The sequence below is a fragment of the Halobacillus sp. Cin3 genome (assembly GCF_947311855.1).
Lineage (GTDB): Bacteria > Bacillota > Bacilli > Bacillales > Halobacillaceae > Halobacillus > Halobacillus kuroshimensis.
The window spans coordinates 82,779-102,586 of the sequence record NZ_CAMZMV010000003.1 but is presented as its reverse complement, the minus strand read 5'-3'; the positions used below and the strand labels follow the sequence as shown (position 1 = coordinate 102,586).

17 protein-coding genes are annotated in these 19,808 nt (G+C 50.1%); 6 read left to right on the top strand and 11 right to left on the bottom strand.

The window, feature by feature from the left end; all coding sequences use genetic code 11:
* Positions 1-19: 19 nt before the first annotated feature.
* Both QMA39_RS11265 and QMA39_RS11260 read right to left on the bottom strand, forming a co-directional pair.
* Positions 20-718, bottom strand: a complete 699-nt coding sequence (locus tag QMA39_RS11265; RefSeq protein WP_281658790.1) for a hypothetical protein — start codon at positions 716-718, stop codon at positions 20-22.
* Positions 715-1,563, bottom strand: coding sequence for a hypothetical protein (locus tag QMA39_RS11260; RefSeq protein ID WP_281658789.1), 849 nt, complete (start codon positions 1,561-1,563; stop codon positions 715-717). Before QMA39_RS11260 ends, QMA39_RS11265 begins: the two co-directional genes overlap by 4 nt.
* A gap of 98 nt (positions 1,564-1,661) precedes the next feature.
* Here QMA39_RS11260 and QMA39_RS11255 point away from each other — a divergent pair, with 98 nt between their 5' ends.
* Positions 1,662-2,009, top strand: coding sequence for a hypothetical protein (locus QMA39_RS11255; RefSeq protein ID WP_027956019.1), 348 nt, complete (start codon positions 1,662-1,664; stop codon positions 2,007-2,009).
* Between the two features lie 55 nt (positions 2,010-2,064).
* On the opposite strand, the gene QMA39_RS11250 is transcribed toward QMA39_RS11255, so the two are convergent.
* Positions 2,065-2,433: a hypothetical protein gene (locus tag QMA39_RS11250; protein ID WP_027956018.1), complete on the bottom strand. Its 369-nt coding sequence runs from the start codon at positions 2,431-2,433 to the stop codon at positions 2,065-2,067.
* Between the two features lie 233 nt (positions 2,434-2,666).
* On the opposite strand from QMA39_RS11250, the gene QMA39_RS11245 reads away from it, so the two are divergent.
* Positions 2,667-4,169, top strand: coding sequence for a hypothetical protein (locus QMA39_RS11245; RefSeq protein WP_281658788.1), 1,503 nt, complete (start codon positions 2,667-2,669; stop codon positions 4,167-4,169).
* A gap of 56 nt (positions 4,170-4,225) precedes the next feature.
* Here QMA39_RS11245 and QMA39_RS11240 read toward each other — a convergent pair whose 3' ends face one another.
* The 6 genes from QMA39_RS11240 to QMA39_RS11215 all read right to left on the bottom strand — a co-directional run bounded on the left by QMA39_RS11240 (position 4,226) and on the right by QMA39_RS11215 (position 13,224).
* Positions 4,226-6,211, bottom strand: a complete 1,986-nt coding sequence (locus QMA39_RS11240; RefSeq protein WP_281658787.1) for an acyltransferase family protein — start codon at positions 6,209-6,211, stop codon at positions 4,226-4,228.
* A 130-nt stretch (positions 6,212-6,341) separates the two neighbouring features.
* Positions 6,342-8,162 carry a cell wall-binding repeat-containing protein gene (locus QMA39_RS11235; RefSeq protein ID WP_281658786.1) on the bottom strand — a complete coding sequence of 607 codons (1,821 nt, stop codon included), beginning with the start codon at positions 8,160-8,162 and terminating at the stop codon, positions 6,342-6,344.
* A 149-nt stretch (positions 8,163-8,311) separates the two neighbouring features.
* Positions 8,312-9,766 (bottom strand): sucrose-6-phosphate hydrolase, encoded by a 1,455-nt coding sequence (locus QMA39_RS11230; RefSeq protein ID WP_281658785.1) that lies wholly within the window; start codon positions 9,764-9,766, stop codon positions 8,312-8,314.
* A gap of 3 nt (positions 9,767-9,769) precedes the next feature.
* Entirely contained in the window at positions 9,770-10,723 is a 954-nt protein-coding gene (locus QMA39_RS11225) for an aminoimidazole riboside kinase (RefSeq protein WP_027956012.1), read from the bottom strand.
* Positions 10,724-10,807: 84 nt separating this feature from the next.
* Entirely contained in the window at positions 10,808-12,190 is a 1,383-nt protein-coding gene (locus QMA39_RS11220; protein ID WP_281658784.1) for a sucrose-specific PTS transporter subunit IIBC, read from the bottom strand.
* Positions 12,191-12,399: 209 nt separating this feature from the next.
* Positions 12,400-13,224, bottom strand: a complete 825-nt coding sequence (locus QMA39_RS11215) for a PRD domain-containing protein (protein ID WP_027956010.1) — start codon at positions 13,222-13,224, stop codon at positions 12,400-12,402.
* 203 nt (positions 13,225-13,427) lie between these two features.
* Here QMA39_RS11215 and QMA39_RS11210 point away from each other — a divergent pair, with 203 nt between their 5' ends.
* Genes QMA39_RS11210 through QMA39_RS11200 form a run of 3 tightly spaced genes read left to right on the top strand, consistent with a single transcriptional unit; the run spans position 13,428 to position 17,049 of the window.
* Positions 13,428-14,156 (top strand): GntR family transcriptional regulator, encoded by a 729-nt coding sequence (locus tag QMA39_RS11210; protein WP_281658783.1) that lies wholly within the window; start codon positions 13,428-13,430, stop codon positions 14,154-14,156.
* Positions 14,149-15,684, top strand: a complete 1,536-nt coding sequence (gntK, locus tag QMA39_RS11205) for a gluconokinase (RefSeq protein WP_027956008.1) — start codon at positions 14,149-14,151, stop codon at positions 15,682-15,684. The genes QMA39_RS11210 and gntK overlap by 8 nt, the downstream gene beginning before the upstream one ends.
* 18 nt (positions 15,685-15,702) lie before the next feature.
* Positions 15,703-17,049: a GntP family permease gene (locus tag QMA39_RS11200; protein WP_027956007.1), complete on the top strand. Its 1,347-nt coding sequence runs from the start codon at positions 15,703-15,705 to the stop codon at positions 17,047-17,049.
* A 56-nt stretch (positions 17,050-17,105) separates the two neighbouring features.
* Here QMA39_RS11200 and QMA39_RS11195 read toward each other — a convergent pair whose 3' ends face one another.
* Both QMA39_RS11195 and QMA39_RS11190 read right to left on the bottom strand, forming a co-directional pair.
* A complete protein-coding gene (locus QMA39_RS11195) occupies positions 17,106-18,218 on the bottom strand; it encodes a hypothetical protein (RefSeq protein ID WP_281658782.1) in 1,113 nt (370 codons plus the stop codon).
* A gap of 10 nt (positions 18,219-18,228) precedes the next feature.
* Positions 18,229-18,807, bottom strand: a complete 579-nt coding sequence (locus tag QMA39_RS11190) for a copper resistance protein CopC (protein ID WP_281658781.1) — start codon at positions 18,805-18,807, stop codon at positions 18,229-18,231.
* A gap of 422 nt (positions 18,808-19,229) precedes the next feature.
* Between QMA39_RS11190 and ahpC the strand changes: the two genes are divergently transcribed.
* Positions 19,230-19,793, top strand: coding sequence for an alkyl hydroperoxide reductase subunit C (ahpC, locus tag QMA39_RS11185; RefSeq protein ID WP_027956005.1), 564 nt, complete (start codon positions 19,230-19,232; stop codon positions 19,791-19,793).
* Positions 19,794-19,808 lie beyond the last annotated feature (15 nt).

Here is a 19,808-nt window from a genome sequence, read left to right as displayed (position 1 = left end):
CCTTCCCGACGGCTTATTTTCATGCCTGCTTCGTTTTCCGTTTTTTCCGTAGATAAAAGAGGAGGGTTGCAATGATCAGGAGACCTGCGACAGCGGTAATGATGATGTTGCGAATGTTAGGAACGGCGAGTTCCACCATCATATTCGTTGTACCGGCGGTCTGGATATCCCACTGCAGTTCATTTCCGTCCGTCCGGTCGGCGTTGTGGTCTTTGGGTGCAATCGGAAGATCAAGCGTGAAGGTGAGGTCCAGCTGATCCGAGACCATCTGCTGCATCCCGCCCATCATTCCGCTGTTTTCAAGATTTATTTCACCTTCCACCTGATATGTAGTCGTAAACCACCCAGGCTCCTCCGACCATTCCACAGGGAGTCCTTCCATGACGTTTCCGATCCCGGCGGCTGCCGGCTGTTCCAGCTGATCCGGAACCTGGATTTCCTCGACGTTTTCAAAAGCCTTTCCGGCGGTAAACCCGGTGTAGCCATCTTCTTCGTACGGGTCAACCTGGTAGCCGCGGGATTCGAGGTCCTGTTCCGCTTCATCAATCACGCCCTGCATCCGCTCCATGAACAGACCCGCCTCTTCCTTGTTCACACCAATCTGCACCTGTGCCTCACCGCTTTTATCTTTGTTGACGGTCAGCTTCACATCGCCCTGCACACAGCCGCTTATTACAACCAGACTGAACAGAAACAGCACTCCCAGTCTCATTCTCATACTCCTTCTCCCCTTTTCAAAAAACACTCTCGAATATACGCACCGATATCCCTAAGACTTTCCCGTTTTCCATACCGCCCGTGATGTGCCCCACGATTATCCACACGGCTGCCCAGGCCCAGAAACGGCTCGGACGGCTTGAAATCGAGGCCGATGACAGGTACACCAAGAGTGGGGTATGTACCAAAATGAAACCGGGCAGAAGGGAATCCTTCTACGTTCATGGATGAATCGTAGGACACACCATAGACATCTGCAAACCTTCTCCTGTGTTCTCTGCCAAGCAGCAGGATAAGGGAAGGTTGTAAATAATGCAGCGTCTCTTCAAGCACTGCCGTTACTTCAGGAAGACACAGCAGCTTCTCTTTGCTTTTTATTTTACCCATAAACTGGAGCGTCGGAAAAGGAAAAGCATCGACATGAACAAGAGGAGGCTCGTTTTGATAAAAAGAAGCTCCCATCCCGTTCATAAACCCCTCAAGCTTCGCTCCACCCTTTCTGCCAAACCATCGGGTATACGCGTCTTCCCCCTTGAAATAGTCCTCGTATTTCTTGATGACGGCTGTCTGCCGGTCATCATCTTCCTGAAAAGATGCGAGTAGATCTGCACTTTCCTGGTCAAATGACTGCGCCGTTGTCTGCCAATCGGCCTGGTCGTTCAAAAAATACCGGGACGTCGGGTTTGTCCCAATGGTGACGATGGGATGCTCCCGCCTCTCCCCGAGCCATAAGACAGGTACCGACCGGTGGATGAGCTCGTTACGGACGTCTGAACGTCCCAGCCTGCTTTGAATATCAACCGCCCTGCTGAGCAGCTGGCGGGCTTCTTTTAAATCATCGGCCATCGATTTCCCTCCTCCCCCTTCCATTCCCGCCGCGACCACTATTTAACAGCGTAGAGCGGGTTTCCTTTGGGGACAATAATGTCAGGAGGGATCTCACCATGGATGGACGACCATTAACGATTGAACATTTCAACGAGCGCTTCCAGCGATGGAGCGGTGCCGATATTGTCATTACAAAACTGGAGCTGAACGATAAGGATACAACAGAGATGCATCTGGATCACATCGCTTACGGGACGGATGCTGCACGTCTGGATGAATACCTGCCTATGCATTCCCTGTTTTTATATGGAGATGGCGAAGCAGAAATCGGCCCTCAGCAGATGGAGCCGCTTCCAGCACCCTATTACGAAATCCCTCTGCAGGATACGACGCAGTATCTATACAGTCCGGAGGGCTTTATTGTCACGACGGACCGGGCAACCTACATCATTCAGAAAAAATAACGGCCTCGGCATCGGGGCCTTTTTACAAAAATAAAAACAGGGAAAATCCCTGCCGTCAAAATTTATATCCGAACACCACAACATCCACGGCATTCAGCCCCGTTCCTCCATCAGCCTCTGTTTTTATCGTCAGTCCCGTTCCAGGCACATTAAAAACCCTTGTAAACTGCTGTCCCGGAATGACCCGGAAGGAATCCAGCAGGAGGAAATTCACACCTTCCACTTTCACAATCAATTTGAACGTGACAGGCCCTTCCGATACCACCCGGTTGCCGCCAGCCACCCGGATGGAGTAGAACGGGCGGACATCAATGCCGCCGGGCAGATCCTTCGTCACATCCACGGTAGCCCCTGATTCAACCGTCTGACCTCCCGGCTCCGTCATGAAAATTAAATTATTCCCGCGTGAAACAGCCTCAGCCACCTCAACCACTCCTCCCCTTCTCTATCCTATGAAACCATGGAGGATTTAGGGAGTAGAAATCACACCTTTTCGTTTTCTTCCGCTCCTGATGCAGACGCTCTTTCCCTTCCCGGACTTTCTGCCTGTTTCCAATGGACCTTGTCAGATTTTCCAGGTTGCGTACGATAGAAATGGTGGACACCCCTGGATCAAACCTCATGACCTCCTCAATTCAATTGTGAAGGAGAATGTACATGGATCTGCTGACTAAAGGTCTCTTTACCTGCGCCATCCTGCTTTTCTTTTTTCCCATCACCAGCTACGCCGGCTCCATAAAAGATGGAGCCTCCGGGAATCCCGGGGAATGGTACGTGGGAGACACACCCGCCTCTGTAACGGAAGAGAAACGCCCCATTCTTTTCATCCACGGCCTCAACAGTTCATCAGAAACGTGGTACGAGAGTAATGATATGTATACCACCGCTCTCGATAACGGCTACGAAACAGCCTTTATCGATTTGTACCCAACCAAGGATATGTGGGACAACGGGGAGCTGCTGGCCGGTAAAATCGAAGACATGTATCATCATTTCGGCGAAAAAGTCGTCATCATCGCTCACAGCAAGGGCGGCATTGATACACAGGCGGCTCTTGTTCATCACGGCGCCTCTCCCTATGTGGATCGTGTCATTACCCTTTCCTCCCCCCACCACGGCTCGCAGCTTGCCGATCTTGCCTACAGCAGTTGGGCCGGATGGCTTGCCGGCATCATCGGCAGTAAAAATGAAGCCACCTATTCCCTGCAGACTGGGTACATGAGCTATTTCCGCTCCACCACCGACAGCAGCCCGGATATCGATGCCGTTCCGTTTTACACGTTCGGCGGTACGGAATGGGGCAGCTTCGGCAGCTCCCTGTACTGGGGAGGCTTGTACTTAAGCTCTTACGGCAGTAATGATGGAGCGGTTACAGTGAAAAGCTCCCGCCTCCCTTACGCCCAGGAATTGAAAGTTGGAAAATGGGATCACACGAGCATCAAAGAAGGCTCCTCCACGTTTCCCCTTTTCCGTCCTTACTTGAATGAGTCCGCTCCGCTCGCGGCATTCGGACTCGAAAAAGCCGCTGTGACAGAAGAAACCGAGCCGGCGGCCGGTCAGTATGTGTCGGGTGGCGAATACACAGGACGCACACGGGAGACCGTTATTGTAGAATCCGGAGCAGACGCCGTCACCTTCGACTGGATCAGCTCCAGTCCAGATGTTGACTTGAAGCTTGTCTCCCCTGATAAAAAAACCTACAGCGGCTTTAAAGCAGCAAAGGATGAAACAGAGGTGCTTGAAGGATCCTATCATCACACACTGAAAATCGATGACCCCGCTGCAGGCAGATGGAAGCTGGAAGCCTGGAGTCCAGGCGGGGAATCCTATCTGCTCAACACCTCCTTTGACAGTGAACTGAATGAAAAAATCAGCGCCTCGATCAACCTGGATGAGCTGAAAGTGAAAAACAAAGACGCCCGTCTGAAATTCAAAAGCGACATGACCGTCACCCACTATAAAAACGGTCGTCAGAAAGAAACGAAACTGAAAGCAAAGCAGCAATCAGGCGGATCGTATCAACTTCCAAAGCTTGGAGAAGGTGTGTACAGCCTGACCATCGAAGTGGAAGGAACCTATCAAAAAGAAAAGTTCGCCCGGACGATGATTTCCTCGGTCTACATCGACCAGAACGGCAGGGTATACAGCGAGGACTTTTAATACAGCTGGACAGATAAAAACGGCAGGAGAACGTATGACGTTCTCCTGCCGTTTTATTAGGATTGTTTCTGCAGCGCTTCCTCTAAAGGCTCCTTCAATGCAGGCGCAAGGGTTTTGGAGTAAGCTGTACTCAAATGGTGTTTGTCACGGTATACAATAACATTGCCGATGACAGGCTCACACACTTCTTCCCCGCAGAAGTAATCCGACAAATCCACGAATGTGACGTTCTCCGGAATACCATCTGTATTTTCCCATGGCACGACATCAGATAAGGCTTCATCTCTGGAAACCGAACAATCCTCGATCGACCCCTTTTCCTCAATACAAAGCGGCGTATCCTCTTTCATCCGCGGATTATCACGGACTGCCATGATATGAGTCGTCCCTTCGAGCTTCTTCCACTGTTCAAGATAGCCGTCCGGCACCGTCGTTCCACTATTGACCGTCGATGTTGTAAAGACGAGATCCGGCGGGTCCTCCTGTAGATCCTGCAGCACTTTTTCATTCCATTCCATACACGTTTCGTTCAACAGCCCGTCAAAATCATCGTTGGAGAACCGGCAGGCATCCTTATTGTAAAGGTCGATTTTCAAATTCAGATCATCAGACAGTTCACTGAGGGCCGGGAACCAGTGTCCGGAGTGGGAGCCGCCGACGAGGGCAACCGTATAGTCCGGATTCTCCGTCTCTCCCATAGAACAAGTTTTCATCCCTTCTTCACTCGTATACATGAAGCATTCTCTGTCCTCATAAAAGGCAGGCAGCTCCTCCTGCACTTCAATGGTCGATGGATAAGGATCCAGCTCTTCCGCATCTACGTTATAGAAGACGGCCTGAGCACCCGGATAGTCCCCCGCCTCATAAGCCTTCCCCTGCATCTGACTCACGTAAAAATTCCATCCGCCATTAACGAGAAGAACAGGGACAATCAAGGCAGTGAGCGCTTTTCCGATTTTCACCTTCGACGTTTTCACGCTCAAGTTACGGACGGGGGCTTCAATGTAGGTTACCGTTACATAAGCAAGCACAAGGGCAGCTGCTATAATGACCGCCCCGGCGAAAATCGATGCCTGACCGGTATCAAACCAGGCAAAATAGAAAATCAAAAGCGGCCAGTGCCACAAATAAAACCCGTAGGAAATGCTTCCGAATTTAAGGAAAGGCTTGGAGCCCAACAGACGGTCTACACCGAAGCCGCCACTGTTTTCAGCCGATATAATAACAAAAATCACGCCGGAGGCCGGTAGAAGAGCGACCCAGCCAGGAAAAACAGTGGATACCGGAAGCAGGATACCCGTAAGAGAAATGACGGCCAGGCCGGTCCATCCAAGAATCACAGACACACGTCTGTTCAGCTTCACATACGGAAGCAGCAAAGCGACGATTCCTCCGAGACTGAACTCCCACGCACGCGCAAACGTATCAAAGTAGGCCCACGGCTGGTTTACGGCCGTTTTGTAAACAGAGTACGAAATAGATAACACGAACAATGTGATCAACACGCCGAGCAGTGTTTTCCGGACCGGTGTCTTCAAAACTTTACGTGCAAGAAAATAGGCGGCCGTGATGAAAATCGGCCAGGTTATGTAAAACTGTCCCTGTACGGATAATGCCCAGAAATGCTGAAAAGGACTCGCCTGGTTGTTCTGCGCCAGATAATCAACGGAACTGATGGCCAGCTGCCAGTTCTGGAAATAAAACACCGAAGCGAATCCTTCAGCGATGATCTGCTTCCACTGGGCCTGCGGAAGAATCCAGATGGAGCCGACAAGGGTGAACAGCACGACGATAAACGCAACCGGAAACAGCCGGCGTCCGAGCCCCAGCAGGTATTCTCCTAAATGGATATTTCCCTGCTTGAGCATTTTGGAAAGCAGGGATGTCGTTATCAGGTAACCGGAAACGATAAAGAATACATCCACACCGCCGGAAACCGATCCAAGCCATATATGGTATACCGCCACAAGGAAGGCGGCAACCGCACGCACGCCTTCGATTTCCGGACGGAATCTTTTCTCAGGGGTCCTTAAATCATTCACTCATCACCATCTCCATTTCTCTCTTCCTCCTATGTATCCTCTCAGCTTATCGGACCCCTCCAGGACTGTGAATCTTTCAGGAGAGATTTTTACTAGATTTGCAGAGTTTTTACAAAAGGATATCTATAAGTTATTGACTCACCTGGTTGGCAAGTTTCGTTAAAGGAGCTGCAACATCGACGACATCCTCCCCGCCAAGCAGCATGTAATCGCGGATGGAACGCTTCTGGATCGTGTTCTCAAGAGATTCAGGGACCTCCTCTTTTCTAACAAGCAGAAGCGGGGCATCTTTTTTGGCAGCCAGCACAGCTCCTGTAAGAGCATCCGCATAATTATAGCCGGTAGCGGCAAGGGCCTGCTGATGACCGACGTCCAGCGTTTCAATGATCTCTGCGGCTGTATCAAACCGCGTATCTCCAGCAATCCTTTCCACTTCTGCAGGCAGCTGGGACGCTGCTTCTTCGCTGATGACACCGGTTCCTCCAATAACATGGGCAGTCGCTGTACTTGTAAGCGCTTTTAGTGTAACCTCCGGGACAGACTCGGGTCTTGTTAATAGAATAGGCACTCCCTGCCTCGCTGCGTATGGGGCAGCCGCCAGCGCATCCGGATAGTTCCGGCCTGTGGCGATCACTGCTTCCCCGGAATCCGAGTTCAGACTTTCAGCGATAAGAGCAGCCGTTTCATAACGGTCCGATCCTCCAATCCGCTCCACAGATGAGAGGTTCATGTCATTCAACTGATTCTCCACCCTCTCACTCACCGCACCGGTGCTCCCTAAAATGATCAACTTGTCCGCTCCAAGGCGTTCAATTTCTTCCTTAGCCGCCGGGGTCAATTCTCCTGATCTCGTTAATAGAACAGGCGCATCGTTTTGATAGGCCAGCGGGGCGCCGGAAAGAGCATCTGGGAAATCAAACGCTTTCGCAAGAACCACCGTTTCTGCTCCATCCTGCCATCCTTCCTTGGATATCTCCACAGCTGTTTCTATACGGGTCGCGCCCTTCAACCGTGTCGTTGCCGGCGTCAATGCGCCTGAAGCCACGTAGCCGGTTCTTCCGTCCTCCAGCTGGACACGGTAACGGACCCAGTGGCGAGCCGGTGATTGATCCGACTCATCATAATAGATGGAAGCATCGATGATTTCCGCTTCTTGTCTATCACTCAGACGGAAGCCGCCGTTTCCATCTTTTGTCCGGCGCACGTTTGTGCCATCGACTGTGATGACCGTATCACTTTCCTCAAACATCTGCCGCGATTTCGTCAGCGGCCCGTCGACATCATAATGGTCTACGGCAAATTTCACTTCTGCATCATTATCAGAAGGGTCATAGATGAAGTCATCCTTTTCAAAAGGAAGATCTGTCAGCGCCATTCCGTTGTTATAGTTTTCGATATAGCGGAAGACCTTCTCCTGATAGGCATCGGTATTGACCGAACCGTCCGCCTTCACGACCGGGCTGTTCACTTCCACGACACCGTTGTAGGCCATAACAGGAAAATACCAATGTTCAATAACATCCTTGGATGCGTCATTAACGGTCGGAATCACTCCACGCTCCGCAAGCTTCCATTTATCGAGCAGAATATCCAGCCCAACGTCCATGTTATAGCCGATGTCGCTTCTTAATCGCTCTGTATCGTATCCATCATCCGTCACCTGCATAATTCCAATGCCTAAACTACCGTCATCCTCTTTATTCACATTCGCTTTCGTTTGTCCGGCATCCGTCCACTGCGACCAATTGGATTCAGCAAAGGCGACTGCTTTAGCTACTTCCGGTGGAATATTCCGTTCCAATGCTTTTTCCGTCAGCATTTCAGCAATGTCTGAACAGGAAATCTCCTCATAGCTTTCGCAGGCATACGTTCCATCTGCCGCTGATGTAACGGTCGGCAGCATTCCGAATACCAACACCGAAGCCATCAGCAGTCCGCTCACTTTTTTCATGCAATCCCCCGTTTCTTCCTAATTACCTACTACTCTACCATTTATAAGAAAAATTGGAAGACTGGTTTGAAAAATGAGAAAAATCGTCGGACTTCAAAAGAAAATGACATAAAAAAGAGGACAGCTCGATCCGCTGTCCTCTTCGATACCTATTCTATTACTTGAGTCAGCTCCCACTTACAAATATGGAAAGATGTCTCTTCGGAGCTCTCGAAACAAATACTTTCATCGTTCGGGGCCGGGTAGAACCTTGCTGTCATCACATGAGTTCCTTCATTAGCAAAAACTTCTATGGAAGACGTATCTACATAAACCCTCAAACTTTTAAGCTGCGGCACTTCGACCTGGCGCTTCTCTACCGTTCCGTCCACGTAGCTCTGCCGTTCCAGTGTGAGCACCTGCTGTTCTTTGGAATATAGGATTCTTGCATTTGAACCAAAGCTTACACCAAACCAGCCCTGTTGAACGTCGATATCACTCATCATCAATTCAACGGCTTTCCCATGAACACCATCCAGGGTACGGCTCTCTTTGTTAAGGCTGACCTGATGATCAACGGCATCTTCCTGCCTGAGTGCTTCCAATTCCTGAACCGGCTGTTGGTGCATCTGCCCGTCCTGCCACGTCAATTCTCTTGGCAGCGTCATGTTATGCAGCCACTTATGGGCAATCGTCGGGTGATCCTGCTCATTCTGATCCGGTATACTCATCCAGCCGAACATCAGCCGGCGGCCGTGCGCATCCACGGTCGTCTGTGGCGCGTAAAAGTCAAAACCGTGATCAAGCTCTGTAAATGCACCATGCTCGTACGTCCCTTCTTCCGGATCGAAGGCACCTGTCACATAGCCAGCCTGGTAAACGTTTTGATAGTTCATGCCGTCCGCTTCCAGCCCCTGCGGAGAGAAGACAAGCACATCACGTCCATCCAGTTCAAATAAATCCGGGCACTCAAACATATACCCGAACTCCCCGAGAGGTTCCTGACCAGCGCCGGCAAGAATACCGGCATGGGTCCAGTCCATCAGATTCTCTGAGGTGAATAGAGCGACTGCCCCTTTCTTATCTTCCGTCTGTGCGCCGATGACCATAAACCAACGGCCGTTCTGCTTCCATACTTTCGGATCGCGGAAGTGGGCGGTATAGCCGTCAGGCAGATGGGCGATGGGCCCTTTTTTATCAAAATGAATGCCGTCTTCGGATACAGCGAGACACTGGTACGATTCCCGGTTTCCATTTTCATCTTTGACGTTTCCTGTGTAAAAGGCATAGAGCTTCCCGTCATGCTCGATGGCACTGCCGGAATAGCAGCCGTTTTTTTCAAACCACTCGGACGGTGTCAGAGCGATCTCTTCATGCGTCCAGTGGACAAGGTCCTCGGATGAGTAATGCCCCCACAGTTTAGCACCGTGGTCGGTTTTATACGGCATCCACTGATAAAACAGATGGTACGTGCCCTGGAACTGAATGAAGCCGTTCGGATCGTTCAACAAACCGACAGGAGGCATGATGTGGTAATGGAGACGATACGGATCGCTCTCCACTAGAGACTGATGCTTTTCGATTTCTTCATAAGCGCTCTTTCGCAGTTCTTGATCTTTAGACATCGATTACTCTCCTGACTGAAGGCGTGTTTGAACTTCTTCGATGGTCGGAAGGGCCGTCATCGCTCCCTTTGTCGATGCAGCCAGTGCTCCGGAAACGGCTGCGAATTCTGCCATTTTCACAGCTTCCGCAAGCGTCAGTTCCTCCATGTTCCCCTCATAGCGGTTCAGCTGATAAAGCATACCGGAGACAAACGCATCTCCAGCCCCTGTTGTATCGACCGCTTTTACTTTCATCGCCGGTACGTGCTCGACGCCTTCTTTCGTAGAAACATAGCTTCCGTCTCCGCCCATGGTAATGAGAACGAGAGGGATTTCATACTTCTCGAGGGCTTTCAGGCCGGGCGTGATTTCTTTTTCTCCTGTGATGAATTCCAGCTCTTCTTCAGAAAGCTTAAGCATATCCGCTTCCCCGAGCATGGAAATGATCGTTTCGCGGGCCTGTTCTTCAGATGGCCAAAGCATCATGCGCAGGTTGGGGTCATAGGAAATCAGCATCCCTTTTTCCCTGGCCAGCTCCACAGCCCGCTTCGTCGTATCTTTTACCGTATCTCCGATCATGGAGATGGAACCGAAGTGAAGCACTTTGTGTGTATCAAAGTCAGATTCCTGAAGATCGGAGCGCTCTAAAAACTGGTCCGCACTGGGATGGATATAAAAATCGAAGCTGCGTTCTCCGTCTTCCGCGTTCGTCACGAACACAACACCCGTACGCACATCACCCGTCAACGGCATGGCATGGGTCTGCACACCGAAATCTTCGAGGGTTGTCTTCAGAAAACGTCCGAGAACATCATCGCCGACCTTCCCTAAGAACGTGGATGGAACCCCGAGTCTTGCGAGACCGACCGACACGTTAGCCGGAGCACCGCCGGGACTTTTCTGGTAGTTCACATTGTTTTTATCCAAGGGAATAAAATCGATTAACGCTTCACCGAGCGAGATGACACCATTTTTCATCACTAATTCCTCCTTTGAACCTTTGTATGAATCATACGAAACAAATCCCTACCAGACAAGCTGGTAAGGACTTGAAAAAAGGATTTACTTCGCTTCTTCTTTCCATCCAAGAAGAAGAGTGGCAATGACCGCACCGCCGAGAGCGATCAGACAGCCGATTCCGTAGTTGATCGGGTCCTGCGCGATCGCAAACATCGGAATACCTGTCAGACCGATACCGTTCGCCATGACTTTGGTGAAGACGACGTAAGCTCCGCCGAGCGCACCACCAATAGCTGCACCGATGAACGGGCGGCGGTGCTTCAAGTTCACACCGAAGATCGCCGGCTCTGTAATTCCGAGGAATGCGGAAATGGCAGCTGGAAGAGCGATTTCTTTCGTTTTCTTGTTGCGTGTTTTAAAGAAGACGGCAAGTGTCGCTCCCCCTTGAGCAATGTTGGCCATCGCCCAGATTGGAAGCAGGTAGTTTCCGCCGACGTTATTCAACAGCTCCGCCTCAATGGCGTGGAAGCTGTGGTGTACCCCTGTCAATACGATCGTAGAGTACAAGCCCCCGAAGATCAGTCCGGCAATCGGACCGGCCGTTTCATAGACCACATCAAGAGCCGTTGTCAATCCATTCCCAAGTGCACGGCCGAGCGGTCCTACAACAAGGAGCGCTACGAAACCGGTGAAAATAACGGTAAGGAACGGGGTAAGCAGAAGATCGACCGCGTTCGGAACGATCTTACGGAAGTTCTTTTCAAGCCAGGACATGACGTAGACCGTCAACAGAACTGGGATAACAGTCCCCTGATACCCAAGCATTTCAACGCCGAAGCCGAAGAAATCAAGGGTTTCCGGCTGGGCATCAGAAAGCCCCCACGGATTCAAGAGTGCCGGGTGGGTCATAATCCCCCCGATAACAGCGCCTAAATACGTATTCCCTCCGAATTCTCTTGCTGCACTGAAACCGATCAGAATCGGCAGAATGATAAAGGACGCAGAGGAGAACATATCCAGCATGACAAATAGTCCGCTGGCCGGGTCCATCCATTCGTACGTACGCATCAAACCGAGCAGACCCATCAGCATACCCGCAGCTACGATAGCCGGGATGATCGGAACGAAGATGTTGGAAAGCGTCCGCGCAAAACGGGCGAACGGGTTCATTTTGCTTTTTGCTGCATCTTTATGGGAAACGGAGGCGTCTTTCTTTTCCTCTTCCTCCCCTATGGACGCGCCGACAAGCGGGCCGAAGTGGGCGAATACTTTGTTCACGGTTCCCGTTCCGAAGATGACTTGATACTGGCCGGAGCTTGAGAACGCCCCTTTGACGCCATCAAGTTCTTCCACAGCCGATTTATCTATTTTGCTCTCATCATCCATAACGAGGCGGAGACGAGTGGCACAGTGAGTGGCGCTGACAATGTTCTCTTTTCCACCAAGCAGAGGGACAAGCTGTTCAGCAACTTCTTTGTGATTCATGATGATTCCTCCTTTATTTTTCCAATAAAAAAGACCTAAAACGCATAAAGAATGCGGATAGGTCCCTGAAAAAGGATACACCTATGCTTCTTTACACATTTTAGGTCTTGCCTGCTACTGCAGTAACAATCCTACATTATTCAACTTTGGATTGACTCCTATTCTAAACGATGAAAACGCTATCGTCAACCATTTTCAATCAAAAACGATCACTTCATCAATCGTTGAATATGAAGGGCGATATAGGCGATTTCAGACTCAGGAAAATCGATGCTGTATTCTGCTTTCAAAAAAGCCGCGACCTTTTCCGACGCTTGGAATGCATCGCTGTACTTCATTTTTATCAGCTCGAGCATATCCTCGTCAATCGGTTCGAACTGGCTGCCTTCCTCCACACGGCTCAAGGCATAACGAAGGTGGGTCACAAGACGCTGATAATTGATGCTTGTCTCTTCGATCGTCAGCCCGGCGGTCTCCTCCACTTTTTCTACGATGTCCCGGAGAACCGTCGCTGTCTGCAGCGACTCCTGCATCGACGGGGAGTCCATCTTGGCTGTATGGATGTGCAGGGCGATATGCGCGACCTCATCGGTCGGAATATCCACGCCCAGCACCTTCTTGATTTCCTCCTTCGCCCACAGCCCCGCTTCATATTCCTTCTTATAGAGGAATTTGATTTCATGCGTCAGCTTATTGTGAATCGGAAATCCCTGCTCGAGACGTTCGAGCGCAAAGGAAAGATGATCCGTAAGCGCTATATGGATATGGTCATTCAAAGGCGCTTCCAGGTGGCCTTCCGCATAACTGATAATCCGTTCAGCCAGATCGATATGCGCTTCCGGGAGTGTCGCAAGCAGCTGCTGGAACTTTTCTGATGACTGTTCCCGAAGCAGGAAGATCTTTTCGATTTTGTTTTTGGGGACGATATCGTTCCGCTTCTTTTGAAAAGCCAGTCCCTTTCCCATCACGATTTTTTCCTGTCCTCCGTCATAAACGACCACGGCGTTGTTGTTCAAAATTTTAAAAATGCGCATAAAGCCCCTCCGGTCCATAATATCTCCTAACAGTTTACCACGAATGCTTCCCCTTATGACACACTCAGGCCCCGTCAGCCCAGGGTCCGAAGAAAGCGTTTTAAAAAAATCTAGTAAAAGCGTTTTCAATTTCCACAATCTATGCCATAATACTTGTATACAAGTTAGACAAGTATACGAAAACCATTAAAGAAGGTGAATCGATGACAGATTCCATCCCTTATTTATATCCTGAAAAATGGCTGAATAAAGCATCGGCCGGCGAACGTGTCGCCTCTGAGCTTCGGATCCGGATTATTGCCGGTTTGATTGAAAGCGGTTCAAAGCTTTCCGAAAACCAGATGGCCACCGAATTTTCCGTCAGCCGCTCCCCGGTCCGCGAAGCCCTCAAGCTGCTCGCATCGGAAAACCTGATCCGTCTGGAACGGATGGGAGCGGTCGTTCTTGAACTGTCCGAAAAGGAAATCCAGGAAATCTATGATGTCCGTCTTTTGATCGAAACATTCGTTTTCGAACGACTCGTCAAAATGGACACAGCGGAACTTGTGAAGGAACTGAGCAAGACACTGGAAATGATGAAGATCGCCATCAAGTACAAAGATGCTGACGATTTCTCATATGAAGATGTCCTGTTTCACGAAACGATCATCCGCTCTATTGATCATTCCCACATTTTCATGATCTGGAAGAACCTGAAGCCGACACTGGAAAGCCTGATCCTTATTTCCATGCGCATGCGCTTCAAGGAAAAGTACGACGATTTCGACCGGATCATCAACAACCATGAATTGTATATCGAAGCCATCCGTCAGAAAGACCGCGATCTTATGGTCGAATCGCTGCACAAAAATTTCGATGACGTCCAAGGAAGTGTCGAGGATTTATGGAGGTCACAGCAGATCTATTCAAAAGGAGTCGAAAGCGATGACTAACTATATGATGGGTGTCGATATCGGCACCACAAGTACAAAAGCTGTCTTGTTCACCGAACAAGGAGAAGTCGTGGAGAAAGCGAATGTCGGCTATCCCCTACATACGCCGGACATCTCAACAGCGGAGCAGGACCCGGAGGAAATTTTCCAGGCTGTTTTGGAAGCGGTCACACTTGTTAAAGGGGCCCATGCGGACAAAGCCGTATCCTTCGTATCCTTCAGCAGTGCGATGCACAGCCTGATTGCTGTCGATAAGGACGGCAGCCCGATCACCCCCTGCATCACGTGGGCGGACAACCGCAGTGAGAAATGGTCGGAAAAAATCAAAACCGAGTGGAACGGGCACAGCATCTACCGGAGAACGGGTACACCGATTCATCCGATGAGTCCGCTCAGCAAAATAACATGGCTCGTCCAGGAACAACCTGAAATCGATTCCAAAACCTATAAATATATCGGAATCAAAGAATATGTATTTTATAAACTGTTCGGTACCTATGTGATCGATCATTCCATCGCTTCAGCGACAGGGATGATGAATTTGGAGAAGCTCGACTGGGATGAAGAAGCCCTTGAGGTCGCCGGCATCGGCCGTGAAAAACTGTCTGAGCTCGTTTCTACGACTTCTCTGTTCACCGGACTGAAAGAAGAATACGCCAAGGTTACCGGTCTTGATCACAACACTTCCTTTGTAATCGGAGCCAGTGATGGGGTCCTTTCCAACCTTGGAGTCAACGCCATCAAAAAAGGGGAAATCGCCGTTACGATCGGCACAAGTGGAGCAATCCGCACAGTGATCGACAAGCCGCAGACCGACGAAAAAGGCCGGATCTTCTGCTACGCGCTGACCGAAGATCAATGGGTCATCGGAGGACCGGTCAACAACGGCGGCATGATTCTCCGCTGGATCCGCGATGAATTTGCTTCCTCGGAAACAGAAACGGCGAAACGCCTCGGCATCGATCCTTATGAAGTGCTGACGAAAATCGCAGAAGGCGTCCGACCAGGATCAGACGGACTGCTCTTCCACCCGTATCTCGCAGGAGAGAGGGCCCCGCTTTGGAACCCGGATGTACGCGGATCCTTCTTCGGGCTGACGTTATCCCATAAAAAAGAGCACATGATCCGAGCTGCTCTGGAAGGGGTCATCTACAACCTGTACACGGTTTTCCTTGCGCTGACGGAATGTATGGACGGACCGGTGACAAGGATTCAGGCGACCGGAGGGTTTGCCCGTTCGGAAGTGTGGCGCCAGATGATGGCCGATATCTTCGAATCCGAGGTTGTCGTGCCGGAAAGCTATGAAAGTTCCTGTCTTGGAGCCTGTATTCTAGGACTCTACGCTACAGGCCGGACAGATTCACTCGATATTGTATCCGGGATGATCGGCAGCACCTTCAAGCATACACCGGAGGAAGAAGCGGTCCATGAATACCGCCAGCTGCTTCCGATGTTCATCCAGCTGTCCAGATCTCTGGAAGAAAACTACGCCAGCATTGCCAATTACCAACGAAACTTAACCAACTAAACAAACGGAGGGTTTACGATGCCATTATTAATGGTCGCTATTGGAATCGTCGCTTTACTTATCTTGATTATGGGACTCAAGCTGAACACATTTGTTTCCCTGATTATCGTCTCCTTCGGTGTTGCCGTCCTACTCGGCATGCCGCTTACGGATATTGTACCAACCATCGAGGCAGGTCTCGGCGGAACGCTCGGCCACCTCGCCTTGATTTTCGGTCTTGGAGCTATGCTCGGTAAACTGATCACAGACGCCGGTGGTGCCCAGCGCATTGCCATGACCTTCGTCAATAAGTTCGGAGAAAAGAACATTCAGTGGGCCGTTGTTGCCGCATCCTTCATTATCGGGATTGCGTTGTTCTTTGAAGTCGGACTTGTCCTGTTAATCCCGATCGTTTTTGCGATTTCAAGAGAGCTGCGCGTATCGATTTTGTATCTGGGAATCCCGATGGCAGCCGCCCTGTCCGTCACTCACGGCTTCCTGCCGCCTCACCCGGGCCCAACAGTTATCGCTGGTGAGTACGGGGCAGACCTTGGTGAAGTGCTGCTGTATGGAATTATCATTGCTGTCCCGACGGTCATTCTTGCTGGTCCGATTTTCACAAAAATGGCGAAGAAAATTGTCCCGGACTCTTTCAAAAAGCAGGGGAACATCGCTTCTTTAGGCGAACAGAAATCCTTTAAGCTTGAAGAGACACCAGGCTTCGGTATCAGTGTCTTCACAGCTATGCTGCCCGTCATTCTCATTGCTATTTCTACAATTATTACATTGATTCAGGAAACCATGGGTGTAGAATCCGGCGGCTTCCTCTCTGTTATAAACTTAATTGGAAACGCATCCACAGCGATGATCATCTCCCTGCTTGTGGCGGTTTACACGATGGGGATTGCTCGTAACATTCCAATGAAAGACGTGATGGACTCCTGCTCCACAGCCATTGCCCAGATCGGTATGATGTTGTTGATTATCGGGGGCGGCGGTGCCTTCAAGCAGGTCCTGATTGACGGCGGTGTCGGTGATTATGTGGCGCAGATGTTCGAGGGCTCTTCCATGTCTCCACTGCTGCTTGCCTGGATCATTGCTGCGATCCTTAGAATCTCCCTCGGTTCTGCTACAGTGGCTGCTTTGACGACGGTCGGCCTTGTCACACCGCTTCTCGGGCAGACAGATGTGAACCTGGCACTGATGGTGCTTTCCACAGGTGCCGGAAGCTTGATCGCTTCCCACGTCAACGACGCCGGTTTCTGGATGTTCAAGGAATACTTCGGCTTAACGATGAAGGAAACGTTCGCCACATGGACGCTCCTGGAAACGATCATTTCCGTTGCCGGTCTTGGATTCGTCCTTCTGTTCAGCCTTTTTGTTTAATCAAAACAAAACCCGTACGAAGATAGAAAGTCCTATCCTCGTACGGGTTTTTTATTTTACACAGCCGTCATGACAGCCAAATAAAACGATACAATCATTAAACTCCCGGCAGCCGTCACTATACTAAGCGAAGGCCTCTTCACTGCGGAAGCGATAGTGAGCAGGAGGAACAAAGAGCCGATCAGACCGAGCATCCAGCTGACCGGTCCGAACGACATCGTCACTTCGATGAGTTCCGAGCCACTTTCCCCTGTAAACGCCCGGTACAAAAAGGAAGCTTCTTCTCCTTTTGTCCCCTCCTGATTTGGCGTACCCGCCCGGCCCATGGCAGCCGTCAAAGCAAAAGCGCCGAGAGCAAACCCGCTTTCCGCCTTCGTCCACGGAAGCGGATTAAAACGCTGGTCACAGGCCTTTTTACGGAACAACACCCCGTTGACCAAGGCGAACAAAAGGATGCCGATGACAAACAGGTGCTTGACGAGAAGGGCCTGACCGTAGTTCGATGGCAGGGATTGAGCGTAGCCTTCCAACGCATTCATATCCGGAGAGCCAAAGCTGTACAAATCCACGGACATCGTGAAGTACCCGGCGGCAAACACGACAAGCAGACTGGAGACAGCCGTTGGTGTGTACCACCGTAGAAAGGATCCCCAGTTCTTTTTAGACACAGCAAACCAGCTGACCATCAGGAGGAGGCCGATCCATACGGATGCCCCGAGAAAATGCAGGGTATGAAACACATGGCCCGACGCTCCTCCGATGGACGCTGCATGTGCGGCCATTGAATAGGAAGCCGTCATCGCAGCGACAAGCCCTAAAGATACATAGAGCAGACCCGTTTTTTCCTTTACACCCTTTGTTGTCCAGATAAGAAGAAGGAGCATAGAGAAAAAGGCTGTCAAAAGAAAGGCACGTCCGACGGCAAACTCAAAAATGACCTGAATGAAGGCGCTCCCCCACCCTCTTGATGATGCAAGCAGATCGACGATGGGCAGCACCGGCAGGAAAGATCCGAATGTCACCAGCAAAGCACATGCCTGAATCAGCCTTTGATCTATGCGTACCGGAGGTTTCAGATGGTCCGGTACAAGCAGCAGGATCAGAGATCCCATTAATAAGGAAAACGAAAGGTACAAAAGCAGTTCAGTCAGTCCAATCAGAATCCCCATTGGTACTGACTCACTTCTTGCTGCTGAACAGCTTCACAGCGAGTACGATAACAACGACAAGAAGCAGGAGCGCAACAACAATCATGAACACAGGCAGGCTGTTTTCCTCTTCCGGCTCCTGTTCGCTGTCCACGTCTGTTTCCGTTTGATCTGCATCGGTGTCTGTTTCTGTATCGTTCTCCTCTTCAGGAGCCGCTTCTTCGGTCGTTTCCGTGTTTTCTTCAGAAGCTGGTCCGTCTACAGTAAAGCTGAATTGTTTCTCAATCACATGACCATCCGCACCGATGATTTCCCAATTGACCGTGTACGCTCCATTTTCAAGGACGTCATCAAACACGGCGGTCATCGTCTGATCAGAGATCGTCACCTCGGACGGCGCGGGAGCCTCTCCCTCCGTTTTCGATAATTCAAGCGTGCTTCCCTCTTCAATGACTGTATTGAAGTTCAGTTCGATCGTATCCAGGGGTTCTTCCACCGTCTCCCCTTCAGCGGGCGTCGAGTTTTCCAGTGATGTATGAGCATGGACCGCCGGAGTGAACAAGCCAAGAGCGACGATCAGTGCCAGTAAGGCCGTTGAAATTTTGTGCATAATTTTTCCATCCTTTCTCCATATTAAGACTAAGTAAATGAAAGCCTTATGATTGGCTATTAAAGCCGGAGTATTTTACTATAGAGATAACGGGTATCATCCCTTTACGGATCACCCATCCCATGATGACAGACTTCCGTAACCAAGCTAAGTTTATGTGATAGAATCATTCAAAGTCAAAGTTTCTCATCGTTTGTCACAAAATCTCCATGTTCCCCGGTTTTATAAGATCCATTCCCACACAGCAAACCCTCTGGTGAACCGCTCTACACAGCTGTTCAGAAGAAATTCCGACAAAACCTTATAAATGTTGACAAATAAAACAATGTATATAATAATAGTTACTGGATAATAATTATTATAAATAACTGCGCCCATTTTTCTGCAGTTAAATCTCTACCTATATCAGGAGGAATTTTACTATGTCCCTAATCGGAAAAGAAGTACAATCATTCCAGGCGAAAGCATTCAAACAAGGTGAATTCATCGACGTTTCCAACGAAAACTTCAAAGGTCAGTGGAGCGTTGTTTGTTTCTACCCGGCAGACTTCTCTTTCGTATGCCCGACAGAGCTTGAAGACCTGCAGAACAACTATGCAGCTCTTAAAGAACTAGGTGCAGAAGTATACTCTGTTTCTACAGATACACACTTCGTACACAAAGGCTGGCACGACAGCTCTGAAAAAATCGGTAAAATCGAATACGCTATGATCGGGGATCCTTCCCAGCAGCTATCCCGTCAGTTCGACGTTCTTAACGAAGAAGACGGCCTTGCTGACCGCGGAACATTCATCATCGATCCAGACGGCGTTATCCAGACGGTAGAAGTTAACGCAGGCGGAATCGGCCGCGATGCAGATAACCTGATCGGCAAAATCAAAGCCGCTCAATACGTTCGCAACAACCCAGGCGAGGTATGCCCTGCAAAATGGGAAGAAGGCGAAGAAACCCTTACACCAAGCCTTGATCTCGTAGGTAAAATCTAAGGAGTGTCTTAATCC

Excerpts from the sequence above, each read along its gene's own strand:
- QMA39_RS11220 (WP_281658784.1), bottom strand. The coding sequence starts at position 12,190 with ATGAATCACAAAGAAGTTGCTGAACAGCTTGTCCCTCTGCTTGGTGGA.
- QMA39_RS11200 (WP_027956007.1), top strand. The coding sequence starts at position 15,703 with ATGCCATTATTAATGGTCGCTATTGGAATCGTCGCTTTACTTATCTTG.
- QMA39_RS11230 (WP_281658785.1), bottom strand. The coding sequence starts at position 9,766 with ATGTCTAAAGATCAAGAACTGCGAAAGAGCGCTTATGAAGAAATCGAA.
- ahpC (WP_027956005.1), top strand. The coding sequence starts at position 19,230 with ATGTCCCTAATCGGAAAAGAAGTACAATCATTCCAGGCGAAAGCATTC.
- QMA39_RS11225 (WP_027956012.1), bottom strand. The coding sequence starts at position 10,723 with ATGAAAAATGGTGTCATCTCGCTCGGTGAAGCGTTAATCGATTTTATT.
- QMA39_RS11245 (WP_281658788.1), top strand. The coding sequence starts at position 2,667 with ATGGATCTGCTGACTAAAGGTCTCTTTACCTGCGCCATCCTGCTTTTC.
- QMA39_RS11235 (WP_281658786.1), bottom strand. The coding sequence starts at position 8,162 with ATGAAAAAAGTGAGCGGACTGCTGATGGCTTCGGTGTTGGTATTCGGA.
- QMA39_RS11265 (WP_281658790.1), bottom strand. The coding sequence starts at position 718 with ATGAGAATGAGACTGGGAGTGCTGTTTCTGTTCAGTCTGGTTGTAATA.
- QMA39_RS11215 (WP_027956010.1), bottom strand. The coding sequence starts at position 13,224 with ATGCGCATTTTTAAAATTTTGAACAACAACGCCGTGGTCGTTTATGAC.
- QMA39_RS11210 (WP_281658783.1), top strand. The coding sequence starts at position 13,428 with ATGACAGATTCCATCCCTTATTTATATCCTGAAAAATGGCTGAATAAA.
- QMA39_RS11260 (WP_281658789.1), bottom strand. The coding sequence starts at position 1,563 with ATGGCCGATGATTTAAAAGAAGCCCGCCAGCTGCTCAGCAGGGCGGTT.
- QMA39_RS11255 (WP_027956019.1), top strand. The coding sequence starts at position 1,662 with ATGGATGGACGACCATTAACGATTGAACATTTCAACGAGCGCTTCCAG.
- QMA39_RS11190 (WP_281658781.1), bottom strand. The coding sequence starts at position 18,807 with ATGCACAAAATTTCAACGGCCTTACTGGCACTGATCGTCGCTCTTGGC.
- gntK (WP_027956008.1), top strand. The coding sequence starts at position 14,149 with ATGACTAACTATATGATGGGTGTCGATATCGGCACCACAAGTACAAAA.
- QMA39_RS11195 (WP_281658782.1), bottom strand. The coding sequence starts at position 18,218 with ATGGGGATTCTGATTGGACTGACTGAACTGCTTTTGTACCTTTCGTTT.